The following is a 13969-nucleotide window of genomic DNA, read 5'->3' as shown; positions in this document are numbered from 1 at the left end:
TTCCCTTCATCTCCCGCTGGGGTTATGGTCGGATAGATTTTTGACCAGTCGCTCAAATTAAAACGATAACAAACTGAATATTCAAGGGAAAATATGCGCAAGATCACACTGGCGCTCAGCGCCGCCTGCTTATTGTTCTCGCTTAACAGTACGGTCGTCGCGCGCGCTTCCGCACCGACGCCGCTTTACACCGGCACTACCGCCGCTATTCTGGCTGAACAAGCCCCCATTCACTGGGTCTCTGTAGCCCAGATTGAAAACAGCTTGATGGGCCGCCCGCCAATGGCCGTGGGCTTTGATATTGACGATACCGTTCTCTTCTCCAGCCCCGGGTTCTGGCGCGGTAAAAAAACATACTCACCGGACAGCGAAGCGTATCTGAAAAACCCGGAGTTCTGGGAAAAGATGAACAACGGCTGGGACGAATTCAGCATCCCGAAAGAGGTGGCCCGCGCGCTTATCGCCATGCATGTAAAACGCGGCGACAGCATCTACTTCGTTACCGGACGCAGCCAGACCAAAACGGAAACCGTCTCTAAAACCCTGCAGGATGATTTCCTGATCCCGGCGGCCAGCATGAACCCGGTGATTTTCGCGGGTGACAAACCGGGACAAAACACCAAAACCCAGTGGCTGGAGCAGAAACATATCAAAGTCTTCTACGGTGATTCAGACAATGATATCAGCGCCGCGCGTGATGTGGGAGCCAGAGGGATCAGGGTGTTACGCGCCTCAAACTCGACCTATCGCCCGCTGCCAATGGCCGGGAAGTTTGGCGAAGAGGTCATTGTGAACTCAGAGTATTAAATCGTTGGCGGCGAGTTTGGCTCTTTTTTAATCAAATCTCGTCGCTGCGGGTTTTACCTTTCGTCTTCTTGCTGCACACTTAGAAAGATTCACTTTCATAACGGAGCAGCACATGTGGTACCAACAAACCCTGACCTTAAGCGCTAAACCTCGCGGATTTCACCTGGTGACGGATGAAGTTATCGGGCAGATCCGCGACCTGTCGCGCGTCAAAACGGGTTTGCTGCATCTGCTGCTTCAGCACACGTCGGCCTCTCTCACGCTTAATGAAAATTGCGATCCCACCGTCCGGTCTGATATGGAGCGGCATTTTCTGAAAACCGTTCCGGACAACGCCTCCTACGAGCATGACTATGAGGGGGCGGACGACATGCCTTCGCATATCAAATCTTCTCTGCTGGGCGTATCGCTAATGCTGCCGGTACACAACGGGCGGCTTCTGCTGGGAACATGGCAAGGGATCTGGCTGGGAGAACATCGCATTCACGGTGGTTCGCGTAAAATTATCGCAACGCTACAAGGGGAATAAAGATGACAATTTCGGAGCTACTGCAGTACTGCATGAGTAAGCCAGGCGCGGAGCAGAGCGTTCACAGCGACTGGAAAGCCACGCAGATTAAAGTGGGAGATGTGTTGTTTGCGATGGTGAAAGAGGTGGAAGGCCGCCCGGCGGCGTCGCTGAAAACCAGCCCGGAGCTGGCGGAGCTATTACGTCAGCAGCACGACGATGTCCGGCCGAGCAAACATCTGAACAAAGCGCACTGGAGTACGGTCTATCTCGACGGTTCGCTCCCGGGATCGCAGATTTACTACCTGGTGGACGCGTCTTATCAGCAGGCGGTTGAGCTGCTGCCGGAAGCGACCCGACAGCAACTCTCCGTGTGACAATTACAACAACGGTTTAAGGAAGCGCGCGGTGTGCGAGGCTTCGCACTCTGCAACGGTCTCTGGCGTACCGGAGACGAGGATTTCACCGCCGCCGCTGCCGCCTTCCGGGCCGAGATCGACAATCCAGTCCGCGGTTTTAATCACGTCCAGGTTGTGCTCAATGACCACAATAGTGTTGCCCTGATCGCGAAGCTGATGCAGAACGTCGAGCAACTGCTGGATATCCGCAAAGTGCAGACCGGTGGTCGGCTCATCGAGAATGTACAGCGTCTGCCCGGTACCGCGTTTGGACAACTCACGCGCCAGCTTCACGCGCTGCGCTTCACCTCCAGAGAGCGTGGTCGCTGACTGCCCCAGACGAATGTAGGTCAGGCCTACGTCCATCAGCGTCTGCAGCTTACGCGCCAGCGCAGGAACGGTATCAAAGAACTCGCGCGCCTCTTCGATGGTCATGTCCAGCACTTCGTGGATGGTCTTGCCTTTGTACTTAATCTCCAGCGTTTCACGGTTATAGCGTTTGCCTTTGCACTGGTCGCACGGCACATAGATATCCGGCAGGAAGTGCATCTCAACCTTGATCACGCCGTCGCCCTGACAGGCTTCACAGCGGCCGCCGCGAACGTTAAAGCTGAAACGTCCTGGCGTGTAGCCGCGCGAACGCGCTTCCGGTACACCGGCGAAGAGTTCACGGACGGGCGTGAAGACGCCGGTATAGGTCGCCGGGTTGGAACGCGGCGTACGGCCAATCGGGCTTTGGTCGATGTCGATAACTTTATCGAAATGTTCCAGCCCCTGAATGTCGCGGTACGGTGCAGGTTCGGCCAGCGTCGCGCCGTTCAGCGCCGTCTGCGCAATCGGGAACAGCGTATCGTTGATCAGCGTCGACTTACCCGAACCGGATACGCCGGTGATACAGGTAAACAGCCCGACGGGCAGCGTCAGCGTCACGTCTTTCAGGTTGTTGCCGCGAGCGCCGGTGAGCTTCAGCACTTTTTCCGGGTTCGCCGCCACGCGCTGTTTCGGCACTTCAATTTTGCGCTTGCCGCTCATGTACTGACCAGTTAACGACTCTGGCACCGCCATGATGTCTTTCAGAGTACCTTCCGCGACCACCTGGCCGCCGTGCACGCCCGCGCCCGGGCCGATGTCGATCACATGGTCGGCAGCACGGATAGCATCTTCGTCGTGCTCGACCACAATCACCGTGTTGCCGAGGTTACGCAGATGAATAAGCGTTCCGAGCAGACGCTCGTTGTCGCGCTGGTGCAGGCCGATGGACGGTTCGTCCAGGACATACATGACGCCCACCAGGCCCGCGCCAATCTGGCTGGCCAGACGGATACGCTGGGCTTCACCGCCGGACAGCGTCTCTGCGGAGCGGGAAAGCGTCAGGTAGTTCAGGCCGACGTTCACCAGGAATTTCAGACGGTCGCCGATCTCTTTCAGCACTTTTTCGGCAATCTTCGCCCGCTGGCCGGAGAGCTTCAGGTTGTTGAAGAAGTCCATTGCGTGACCGATGCTCATGTCTGAGATGGTCGGCAACGCCGTGTTTTCGACAAACACGTGGCGCGCTTCGCGACGCAGACGCGTGCCCTCACAGGTGGCGCAGGAGCGGTTGCTGATGAACTTCGCCAGCTCCTCGCGCACCGCGCTGGATTCGGTCTCTTTGTAGCGGCGCTCCATGTTGTGCAGCACCCCTTCGAACGGGTGGCGACGCACGGAGGTATCGCCGCGATCGTTCATGTATTTGAACTCGATGTTCTCTTTACCGGAACCGAACAGGATCACTTTGTGCACGTTCGGGCTCAGGCTGGCCCACGGCGCTTCCACGTCGAACTTGTAGTGCTCTGCCAGCGATTTAAGCATCTGGAAGTAGTAAAAATTACGCTTATCCCAGCCACGGATCGCACCGCCAGCCAGCGACAGTTCAGGGTTCTGGATCACGCGGTCCGGGTCAAAATACTGCTGTACGCCCAGGCCGTCACACGTCGGGCAGGCTCCCGCCGGGTTGTTAAAGGAGAACAGACGTGGCTCAAGCTCACGCATGCTGTAGCCGCAAATCGGGCAGGCAAAGTTGGCGGAGAAGAGCAGTTCTTCCGCGTTCGGGTCGTCCATATCGGAGACCACCGCCGTACCGCCAGAGAGTTCCAGCGCAGTTTCAAAGGATTCCGCCAGACGGGTCGCCAGATCGTCACGCACTTTAAAGCGGTCAATCACCACTTCGATGGTGTGTTTTTTCTGCAGCTCCAGCTTCGGGGGATCGGACAGGTCACATACCTCGCCGTCGATACGGGCGCGGATATACCCCTGGCTTGCCAGGTTTTCCAGCGTTTTGGTGTGCTCGCCCTTACGCTCTTTAATGATTGGGGCAAGCAGCATCAGGCGTTTGCCTTCTGGCTGCGACAGCACGTTATCCACCATCTGGCTCACGGTCTGCGCCGCCAGCGGCACGTCGTGATCCGGGCAGCGCGGCTCTCCTACGCGGGCATACAGCAGACGCAGGTAGTCATGAATTTCGGTAATGGTACCGACCGTTGAACGCGGGTTGTGGGAGGTGGACTTCTGCTCAATAGAGATAGCAGGCGAAAGCCCCTCGATATGGTCTACATCCGGTTTTTCCATCAATGACAGGAACTGGCGCGCATACGCAGAGAGTGATTCAACGTAACGGCGCTGTCCTTCGGCATACAGGGTGTCGAAAGCCAGTGAGGATTTGCCAGACCCCGAAAGCCCGGTCACGACGATGAGTTTGTCGCGAGGGATTATGAGGTTGATATTCTTGAGATTGTGGGTGCGGGCGCCCCGAACTTCGATCTTATCCATTCACCTTTCCCGGTTGGAACACGGATTGCCTGGTTTGTTTGAAGGACAAACGGCTGTCAGAAACGGCTAATTATGACACAATTTAACCTGTTTGAATATACAGTATTGGAATGCATTTTCTGATTAGCTGTGTAACAATGTCGAGTTCGCGAGAGATTTCTGAACCCGCCACGCAACTATGCAAATTGACGCGTGGAAATGGTACACTCGCGCGTTTACACTATTAAGAAACGTATTCAGGAGACACGAACATGGCCAGCAGAGGCGTAAACAAGGTGATTCTCGTCGGTAATCTGGGCCAGGACCCGGAAGTACGCTACATGCCGAGTGGTGGCGCAGTTGCCAACATTACGCTGGCTACTTCCGAATCCTGGCGTGACAAAGCGACCGGTGAGATGAAAGAGCAGACCGAATGGCACCGCGTTGTGCTGTTTGGCAAACTGGCAGAAGTGGCCGGTGAGTATCTGCGTAAAGGCTCTCAGGTTTATATTGAAGGCCAACTGCGTACCCGCAAATGGACCGATCAATCCGGTCAGGAAAAGTACACCACTGAAGTGGTGGTAAACGTTGGTGGCACCATGCAGATGCTGGGAGGCCGTCAGGGCGGCGGCGCACCAGCAGGTGGCGGCCAGCAGCAGGGCGGTTGGGGCCAGCCTCAGCAGCCACAGGGCGGCAACCAGTTCAGTGGCGGCGCGCAGTCTCGCCCGCAGCAGCAGTCCGCTCCGGCACCGTCTAACGAACCACCAATGGACTTCGACGACGATATTCCGTTCTGATTGTCTTCAGCACTAAAGAAAGCCCTGCTGTTGCAGGGCTTCTTGTTTAATTATCATCACGTTATATTTGGTGCCTGACCCATCTCATCCGCGAGGAGCTATGCCACAACAACTCTTTGATCCCGCAGACGTTCAGAAGACATTCGCAATGCTTACAGTGGACAGCCATAATACGACGTTGCTGAATGAAATTTCCCTTCGTGCGTCAGTCGATGACGAGCTGAGTTTTGGCCCATTCCCTCCAGGCTATCATTTTGTCAGGGCGGAAAATCGTATTGCAAGTATTCCTAACGAGCATTTTGAACTGGCCCTGGTGAATGAAATCACCAGGGAGATTGTTTACTACAATCGCGTGATTTATCAGAAAGATGCTTTTTTGAACTACATGCCGGTTACGCAAATCCTGATATGGCGGTCACCTAAACCATCGCATCGTGGCGTGTTGCGCGATCTGCCCGGAAAAGTGTTTTCTCAGTATTTGCTGGAAAAATACAATGTCATCATCACAGACCGTCACCAGACACGTGATGGTATGAGTTTCTGGCAATCACGTCTGTATGATGCTATCGCCAGCGGCCATCATTTGTACGCCTATGACATGATTACCTGTGAAATGAGACCGATAATGAAAGACAGCGATATCGGCAATCAGGTTGATTGGCTATGGGGCGATGAGGAGCATCATCAGAACCGGCTGGCGATCATCAGTAAACTCCCGCTGCCTGCTGTGGACTGATGCCTTGAAAATAAAAAAGCCTCGTAAGAGAGGCTTTTAACATGCTGTTATGAAACGACCATCAGGTAATCACCATCGGCCAGTCTGGTGGCGTATGGCTCATTGCCTCAACCATCACTACTTTAATATTTTCCCAGACGGCGGCAATATCCAGCAGGGTGATACCAAGCAGACCCGTTGCAAACCAGCAAGCCGCGCCCAGTCCTAACAGCGTACTGATGACCGCAAGACCCGCGTAGTCAGATTTACGAAACTGAATGTTCAGCGTGCTGGCTAAAAACATCAGTACCGCACTCAACAAAGGCCAGCGCAGGAGAACCATGCTGGTCGTAATGGTTGCCATAAAACCCATCCTCTCCAAAACAGACGAACTGAATGAAACAGTGTTTCTCGTTACATGATATGTGTGAACTATATCACATTTGTTGATTTATTCGCCAGTGCCTGTGCGAGCAGATTGGGGATTTTATTACGCTGAAAAAGAGAGGCGGCAGGATGGGGTTGCCTTCGACATCGGCGGATGCGAACCCACCACGTGCCGGGAGCAACCTCCTTTGGTCGAGTAGAGGAGGGCAACGGCGTTCCCAGCGATGCCTTTTTATAAATGAAGCCTTATTCTCTGCTGATCCTGAAAATAATGTGGTAATAGCAGAACGTTTATAAAACATTGATCAAAATACACCCGTTCAGGCTGGATAAATATTTTCCTTAATAGAAACGGAACGAATACTTTTAGTTTAGCTTACGGACAAATATTATCGTCATAACGAAATTTAAGATTTTTAATACTAAAAGTCAGTTGCTAACTTCGCATGATTCATGCAACGTAATCACCTGTTTATCAAAGCATCCGGCCTTCATTACTACAGGCGTACAACATGCAGGGATATAGGGCGGGAAATGAATCGTAGCGCGCGGCGCAAGATGCTCAGAGTGGTAGGGATCATCATGGTAGTTATGCTGCCGGTGATGCTTGCGCTATGGTTTGCCCAGCTAAGAGCGGTGTCGGAAACAAGCGCGCAGTTACGCACATTTGCTGAACTGGCTTTAGACAAAACTGAACTGGTTATTGAACAGGTTGATCTGGCCCGGGCCGAAGCGGAAAAATATCAGGGTAAAGTTTGTACGCCGTCACATCGGCAATATATGTTGAACGTGGTTCGCGGCCGTCTGTTCATCGCTGATTTAATTTATGCCGAAGGCCAGAATTTTCGTTGTTCATCCATTTTTACCCCGGATCGTCCTTATGCGATCTCCCCCGCTAATTACATCCGTAAACCCGATATCGCTATCTATTATTACCGTGATACGCCATTTTTCACTGGCTATAAAATGACATATATGCAGCGCGGGAATTATGTCGTGGTGGTTAATCCGCTCTCGTACAGTGAAGTGATGTCCACCGATCACTCTCTCTCATGGGGCGTGTACGATACGGTAACGAATGCCTTCTTTTCCGTCAGTCAGAAAGCCAACGTTTCTTTATTAAACTCGATGATTCGGGATAAGGACGTGGTATTTCAAAAAGATGACCGTTTTTATACGGTGGTAAAATCGGATAAACGTCCGATTGCCGCCATCGTTTCAACGTCGAATAAACGCTTCTATGAAACGCTCTACCATCAGGCGACGTTGACGCTGCCGCTGGGAATGATCTGTAGCATCATTATTTTGCTGGTCTGGTCGCGCACCCACCGTGAGCTGAACTCCCCAGGACGATTGCTGCATCGGGCGCTGAATAAACGTCAGCTTTGTGTCCATTATCAGCCAATCATCGATATCAAGAATAATCAGTGCGTGGGGGCAGAGGCGTTGTTACGCTGGCCTGGTTTTAACGGGCCTGTCATGAGCCCGGCGGAATTCATCCCGCTGGCGGAAAAAGAGGGGATGAGTGAACGCATCACGGATTATGTTGTAGAAGAGGTCTTCAGCGATCTGGGCCATTTCCTGGCCGCGCATCCTGACCTCTATATTTCGATCAACCTGTCGGCGACGGATTTTCACTCTTCGCGGCTGATCGCCATGATTTCCGACAAAGCGCGGCACTATGCCGTACGTGCGCAGCAGATCAAAATCGAAGTGACGGAGCGCGGATTTATTGATGTGCCGAAAACTACGCCGGTTATCCAGGCTTTTCGTCAGGCGGGTTATGAAGTGGCAATCGACGATTTTGGTACAGGTTACTCGAACCTGCATAATCTCTACTCGCTGAATGTCGATATTCTGAAAATCGACAAATCCTTTATCGACACCCTAACCACCAACAGCACCAGCCATCTTATCGCCGAGCATATTATCGAGATGGCGCAGAGCCTGCGGCTCAAAACCATTGCGGAAGGGGTAGAAACTGCCGAGCAGGTAAGCTGGTTGTTGAAGCGCGGCGTACAGTTCTGTCAGGGATGGCACTTCGCGAAAGCGATGCCGCCCCAGGAGTTTATGACCTGGCAGCAGCAACCTTTGCACTGATAAACCTTAATTCAACTGGTGACGGTAATCGCTTGGCGTGCGGTCAAACTCGCGGCGAAACACGCGGGAAAAGGTTTGTTGCGACACATACCCCAGATCCATCGCGATATCAAAAATAGGCCGCTGCGTAGAGCGTAACGCCTGCGCTGCCAGCAGTAACCTGCGCTGACGAATGTACTCACCCAGCGTCTGGTGCATTACGGTCCGGAACATTCTCTGTAAATACCATTTCGAATAGCCCGACTTTTTCGCGACCACATCAATGTTCAACGGTTGGTCGATATGTTCATCAATCCATTCAATAAGTGTCTGAATAATTTGCTGATGCGACATAAGGTTGCCCTCTGTAGATACAACTTTCCTGGTTGATTCGTCGTTTTCTCTGTGGGGGAGTATAATTCCTCAAGTTAACTTGAGGTAAAGAGGTTTTATGGAAAAGAGATTGCCGAGAATAAAAGCGCTTTTGACCCCGGGTGAAGTGGCTAAGCGAAGCGGTGTGGCAGTATCGGCGCTCCACTTCTATGAAAGTAAAGGGTTAATCAAAAGCATCCGTAACGCCGGAAACCAGCGTCGCTACACCCGTGACGTGCTCCGCTACGTGGCGATTATTAAAATTGCGCAACGAATCGGAATTCCCCTGGCCACCATCGGTGAGGCGTTCGGCGTGTTACCGGAAGGCCACACGCTGAGCCCGAAAGAGTGGAAAGAGCTGTCATCCCAGTGGCGAGAGGAGCTGGACCGGCGTATTCATACGCTGGTGGCGCTGCGTGACGAACTGGACGGGTGCATCGGTTGCGGTTGTTTGTCGCGCAGCGATTGCCCGTTACGCAACCCCGGTGACAAACTGGGCGAACAGGGGACGGGGGCGCGGCTGCTGGAAGAGGATTGAGATCTGTTTGCCGGGTGGCGGCTGCGCCTTACCCGTCCTACAAAACCGAGAACGTAGGCCGGATAAGCGAAGCGCCATCCGGCAAAAAGCATAATAAAGAACTAAAGCGCCACATATGGGCGCTTTAGTTTTTTCCGGTCTTTGTCTTTCTCTCTATCCCGCTGGCTCACGGGAGGGTTTCCCCCGACATCAGCACCCCTCATGTCGAGCTGGTTGAGGAGGTTCCGGTTTGTGCTGACACTTTAATTCTATGTAAGGGCCGCTTTTTCGCCAGTCACCGGGGCCGCTTTTTTGGCGAATATTTTTCGCGGTGTTGTTCAATTTTCTATAGTTAAAAAGTATGAATAACAGGAGACCTCTATGCTCACGGTACATCACCTTAACCAGTCGCGCTCACACCGCGTGATCTGGGCTCTGGAAGAACTTTCTCTGCCCTATGAGATTGTTCACTACCAGCGCGAAAAAACGATGCTGGCTCCCGAGTCCCTTAAACGCGTGCATCCGTTGGGCAAGTCACCGGTCATTGAAGACAATGGGCTGATCCTTGCTGAATCCGGTGCCATTCTGGAATATCTGCAGGAAACCTACGACGCAGAATCGCAGCTTAAGCCGCTGGATCCTGCCCATAAGGTGCAATACCGCTTCTGGCTACACTATGCAGAAGGTTCTCTTATGCCGCTGCTGTTAATGAAGCTGGTATTTAGCAGCCTCGGTAAACCGCCCGTGCCGTTTGGGATACGCACGCTGGGGAAAGCGCTGGGTCAGGGCGTGCAAAAAGCCTATCTCAACCCCCAGCTTGAAACCCACGCGCGTTTTATTGAATCTCACCTGGCTGAAAATAGCTGGTTTGCCGGAGAGACTCTCAGCATGGCCGATATTCAGATGAGTTTCCCGATTTTTGCGCTGCTGGCACGCGGCGGTGTCGAGGATCTTCCGCACACCCATGCCTGGAAGAAAAAGGTCGAAAATCGTCCTGCCTGGCAGAGAACCCTGGAACAAGGTGGGCCGTTAACGATCCCTGGCGAGGCGTAATTTGTAACCCCATTGCGCATAAACGATAACGTTTGCGCATCCTCTGCTTATTTCTTCATCGTCATAAGGGAAATTTAGCGAAAAACGAGAAAGTTCAGTTGAAAAGGGCGGTGATTAGGCTGGATAATCGTTTGCCTAAATTTGACCACCCGTTTTGTAAGCGCGGAGCTAAACGTTTGCTTTTTTTGTGACGCCCCTTTTCGTCGCAAACGCAGCACAAGGATTTGACGTTTTGCTGGCAGTGGAGTCTCCACCACGCTTACGGACTTTCTATAAAAACTCTCAGGGGATGTTTTCTATGTCTACGCCATCCGCGCGTACCGGCGGTTCACTTGACGCCATCTTTAAAATTTCTGCTCGCGGCAGCACCGTGCGCCAGGAAATCGTTGCCGGTCTGACAACGTTTCTGGCAATGGTGTACTCCGTCATCGTTGTGCCGGGCATGCTCGGTAAAGCAGGCTTCCCACCGGCAGCGGTCTTTGTTGCAACCTGTCTTGTCGCCGGTGTTGGCTCCATCGTAATGGGGCTGTGGGCGAATCTGCCGATGGCGATTGGCTGTGCCATTTCCTTGACCGCCTTCACCGCGTTTAGCCTGGTGCTGGGCCAACACATCAGCGTACCGGTTGCCCTGGGCGCCGTCTTCCTGATGGGCGTGCTGTTCACCATTATCTCGGCAACCGGCATTCGTAGCTGGATTTTGCGCAACCTGCCGCACGGCGTAGCACACGGCACCGGTATCGGTATCGGGCTGTTTCTGCTGCTGATTGCCGCCAATGGCGTGGGTCTGGTCATTAAGAACCCGCTGGACGGTCTGCCGGTGGCGCTGGGTCACTTCGCCAGCTTCCCGGTGATCATGTCCCTGATTGGCCTGGCGGTGATTATTGGTCTGGAAAAACTGAAAGTCCCAGGCGGCATTCTGCTGACCATTATCGGTGTGTCCATTGTTGGCCTGATTTTCGATCCGACCGTGCATTTCTCCGGTATTTTTGCCATGCCGTCACTGAGCGATGACAACGGTAACTCCCTGATTGGCAGCCTGGATATTGTCGGCGCGCTGAACCCGGTGATCCTGCCAAGCGTGCTGGCGCTGGTGATGACGGCGGTGTTTGATGCCACCGGTACCATCCGTGCGGTGGCCGGTCAGGCGAACCTGCTGGATAAAGACGGTCAGATTATCGACGGTGGCAAAGCGCTGACCACCGACTCCCTGAGCAGCGTCTTCTCGGGTCTGGTAGGCGCTTCTCCGGCTGCGGTCTATATCGAGTCCGCTGCGGGCACCGCGGCAGGCGGTAAAACTGGCCTGACCGCCATTACCGTTGGTGTGCTGTTCCTGCTGATCCTGTTCCTCTCTCCGCTCTCTTACCTGGTGCCGGCCTACGCTACGGCTCCGGCACTGATGTACGTCGGCCTGCTGATGCTGAGCAACGTGGCGAAAATTGACTTTGCGGACTTTGTGGACGCGATGTCAGGTCTGATCACTGCGGTATTTATCGTGCTGACTTGTAACATCGTGACCGGCATCATGATCGGCTTCGCGTCGCTGGTGATTGGTCGCCTGGTCTCCGGTGAGTGGCGCAAGCTGAACATCGGCACCGTGGTTATCGCCGTTGCGCTGGTGGTGTTCTACGCGGGCGGCTGGGCAATCTAAATTGTCCTTTGATGCGAAAACGGGTGGCTCAGGCCGCCCGTTTTTATTTTCAGGACTCATCCCGTTGCCTTTTGCGTTACTCTGGGGAAGATAGAATAAAAGGCACGACGCCTTCCGTAGTACATAAGTAACACAGCAAACAGGGAACGCATGGAAATCTTTTTCACAATACTCATCATGACCCTTGTGGTCTCATTATCCGGGGTGGTTACACGCGTACTGCCCTTTCAGGTCCCCCTGCCATTAATGCAAATTGCCATCGGCGCGCTGCTGGCGTGGCCGACGTTTGGCCTGCACGTTGAGTTCGACCCGGAACTGTTCCTCGTGCTGTTTATCCCGCCACTGCTGTTTGCTGATGGCTGGAAAACACCCACGCGCGAGTTTCTGGAACATGGGCGCGAGATCTTCGGTCTGGCGCTGGCGCTGGTCGTCGTGACCGTGGTCGGGATTGGTTTCCTGATCTATTGGGTGGTTCCGGGGATCCCGTTAATCCCCGCTTTTGCGCTGGCCGCAGTCCTGTCGCCAACCGATGCCGTGGCGCTGTCCGGCATAGTGGGTGAAGGGCGGATTCCGAAGAAAATCATGGGCATCTTACAGGGAGAGGCGCTGATGAACGACGCCTCCGGTCTGGTTGCCCTGAAGTTCGCCGTGGCCGTCGCAATGGGAACGATGATCTTTACCGTTGGTGGCGCGACCCTGGAATTCTTTAAGGTTGCTATTGGCGGTATCCTGGCGGGCTTCGTGGTGAGCTGGCTGTATGGCCGCTCGCTGCGCTTCCTCAGCCGCTGGGGCGGTGATGAACCCGCAACGCAGATCGTACTGCTGTTCCTGCTGCCGTTTGCCTCCTATCTGATTGCCGAACACATTGGCGTGTCGGGCATTCTGGCAGCGGTCGCGGCAGGGATGACCATCACCCGCTCCGGCGTAATGCGCCGCGCGCCGCTGGCCATGCGTCTGCGTGCAAACAGCACCTGGGCAATGCTGGAATTTGTCTTTAACGGCATGGTCTTCCTGCTGTTGGGTCTGCAGCTGCCGGGCATTATGGAATCCTCTCTGGTGGCGGCGGAGGCCGATCCGAACGTTGAAGTCTGGATGCTCTTTACCGACATCGTGCTGATCTACATGGCGCTGATGCTGGTGCGCTTCGGCTGGCTGTGGACGATGAAAAACTTCAGCGTGCGCTTCCTGAAGAAAAAGCCGATGGAGTTTGGTTCGTGGACCACGCGTGAGCTGCTGATTGCCTCCTTTGCGGGGGTACGCGGGGCGATTACCCTGGCCGGTGTGCTCTCCATTCCGTTGCTGTTGCCGACGGGCGATGTCTTCCCGGCGCGTTATGAACTGGTCTTCCTGGCGGCGGGCGTGATCCTGTTCTCACTGTTTGTCGGGGTGATTATGCTGCCGATTTTGCTGCAGCATATCGACGCCGGGGACGCCACGCAGCAGCATAAAGAGGAGCGGATTGCCCGCGCTGCCACTGCCGAAGTGGCGATTGTCGCTATTCAGAAAATGGAAGAGCGCCTGGCCGCCGATGCCGAAGAGAACATCGACAATCAGCTGCTGACGGAGGTGAGCTCACGCGTGATTGGTAATCTGCGTCGCCGGGCTGACGGCCGTAACGATGTGGAAAGCTCGCTGCAGGAGGAGAACCTGGAGCGCCGGTTCCGTCTGGCGGCGCTGCGCTCCGAGCGTGCCGAGCTGTATCACCTGCGCGCCACGCGGCAGATCAGCAACGAGACGCTGCAAAAGCTGCTGCACGATCTGGATCTGCTGGAAGCGTTGTTGATAGAGAATCAGTAACGCTGTTTTTGCCCGGTGGCGCTGCGCTTACCGGGCCTACGTGCGCGATCGGTTCCCTCTCCCTGTGGGCTGAGGGTTCCCCACAAAATAATGCCTGCACGGAGGCC

Annotated in this window: 13 protein-coding genes; 10 read left to right on the top strand and 3 right to left on the bottom strand. The window is 54.3% G+C overall.

Going from position 1 to position 13969, the window contains the following annotated elements:
• Window positions 1-93: 93 nt before the first annotated feature.
• The 3 genes from aphA to M8370_RS14225 all read left to right on the top strand — a co-directional run bounded on the left by aphA (window position 94) and on the right by M8370_RS14225 (window position 1692).
• A complete protein-coding gene (gene aphA, locus M8370_RS14235; RefSeq protein WP_013095066.1) occupies window positions 94-807 on the top strand; it encodes an acid phosphatase AphA in 714 nt (237 codons plus the stop codon).
• A 112-nt stretch (window positions 808-919) separates the two neighbouring features.
• Window positions 920-1336 carry a secondary thiamine-phosphate synthase enzyme YjbQ gene (locus M8370_RS14230; protein ID WP_013095067.1) on the top strand — a complete coding sequence of 139 codons (417 nt, stop codon included), beginning with the start codon at window positions 920-922 and terminating at the stop codon, window positions 1334-1336.
• A gap of 2 nt (window positions 1337-1338) precedes the next feature.
• Entirely contained in the window at window positions 1339-1692 is a 354-nt protein-coding gene (locus tag M8370_RS14225; RefSeq protein WP_013095068.1) for an MmcQ/YjbR family DNA-binding protein, read from the top strand.
• 3 nt (window positions 1693-1695) lie between these two features.
• Here the strand turns inward: M8370_RS14225 and uvrA are convergent, their stop codons facing one another.
• Window positions 1696-4518: an excinuclease ABC subunit UvrA gene (gene uvrA / locus M8370_RS14220; protein ID WP_250021214.1), complete on the bottom strand. Its 2823-nt coding sequence runs from the start codon at window positions 4516-4518 to the stop codon at window positions 1696-1698.
• 251 nt (window positions 4519-4769) lie between these two features.
• Here uvrA and ssb1 point away from each other — a divergent pair, with 251 nt between their 5' ends.
• Window positions 4770-5294 (top strand): single-stranded DNA-binding protein SSB1, encoded by a 525-nt coding sequence (gene ssb1, locus M8370_RS14215; protein WP_003860284.1) that lies wholly within the window; start codon window positions 4770-4772, stop codon window positions 5292-5294.
• A 100-nt stretch (window positions 5295-5394) separates the two neighbouring features.
• Window positions 5395-6030, top strand: a complete 636-nt coding sequence (locus M8370_RS14210; protein WP_248032452.1) for a hypothetical protein — start codon at window positions 5395-5397, stop codon at window positions 6028-6030.
• A 61-nt stretch (window positions 6031-6091) separates the two neighbouring features.
• Here M8370_RS14210 and M8370_RS14205 read toward each other — a convergent pair whose 3' ends face one another.
• The gene (locus M8370_RS14205) at window positions 6092-6373 is read right to left on the bottom strand and encodes a YjcB family protein (RefSeq protein WP_008503385.1); all 282 of its coding nucleotides are present in this window, start codon (window positions 6371-6373) and stop codon (window positions 6092-6094) included.
• 557 nt (window positions 6374-6930) lie between these two features.
• On the opposite strand from M8370_RS14205, the gene pdeC reads away from it, so the two are divergent.
• On the top strand, window positions 6931-8496 hold the full coding sequence (gene pdeC / locus M8370_RS14200; RefSeq protein ID WP_023622182.1) for a cyclic di-3',5'-guanosine monophosphate phosphodiesterase PdeC: 1566 nt from the start codon (window positions 6931-6933) through the stop codon (window positions 8494-8496).
• 6 nt (window positions 8497-8502) lie between these two features.
• Here the strand turns inward: pdeC and soxS are convergent, their stop codons facing one another.
• On the bottom strand, window positions 8503-8829 hold the full coding sequence (gene soxS / locus M8370_RS14195) for a superoxide response transcriptional regulator SoxS (RefSeq protein WP_013095071.1): 327 nt from the start codon (window positions 8827-8829) through the stop codon (window positions 8503-8505).
• 97 nt (window positions 8830-8926) lie between these two features.
• Here soxS and soxR point away from each other — a divergent pair, with 97 nt between their 5' ends.
• The 4 genes from soxR (at window position 8927) to M8370_RS14175 (ending at window position 13862) form a co-directional block, all read left to right on the top strand.
• On the top strand, window positions 8927-9385 hold the full coding sequence (gene soxR / locus M8370_RS14190; protein ID WP_013095072.1) for a redox-sensitive transcriptional activator SoxR: 459 nt from the start codon (window positions 8927-8929) through the stop codon (window positions 9383-9385).
• A 360-nt stretch (window positions 9386-9745) separates the two neighbouring features.
• Complete coding sequence (locus tag M8370_RS14185; RefSeq protein ID WP_013095073.1) at window positions 9746-10417, top strand: glutathione S-transferase family protein; 672 nt, start codon at window positions 9746-9748, stop codon at window positions 10415-10417.
• A 298-nt stretch (window positions 10418-10715) separates the two neighbouring features.
• Window positions 10716-12065 (top strand): guanine/hypoxanthine transporter GhxP, encoded by a 1350-nt coding sequence (gene ghxP / locus M8370_RS14180; protein ID WP_013095074.1) that lies wholly within the window; start codon window positions 10716-10718, stop codon window positions 12063-12065.
• Window positions 12066-12215: 150 nt separating this feature from the next.
• Window positions 12216-13862: a Na+/H+ antiporter gene (locus M8370_RS14175; protein WP_013095075.1), complete on the top strand. Its 1647-nt coding sequence runs from the start codon at window positions 12216-12218 to the stop codon at window positions 13860-13862.
• The last annotated feature ends 107 nt before the right edge of the window (window positions 13863-13969 follow it).

The sequence above is a fragment of the Enterobacter cloacae complex sp. OE43NF genome, from assembly GCF_023544405.1.
GTDB lineage: Bacteria > Pseudomonadota > Gammaproteobacteria > Enterobacterales > Enterobacteriaceae > Enterobacter > Enterobacter cloacae.
The sequence above is the reverse complement of the archived record's forward strand: the minus strand, read 5'-3'. Positions and strand labels throughout refer to the sequence as shown.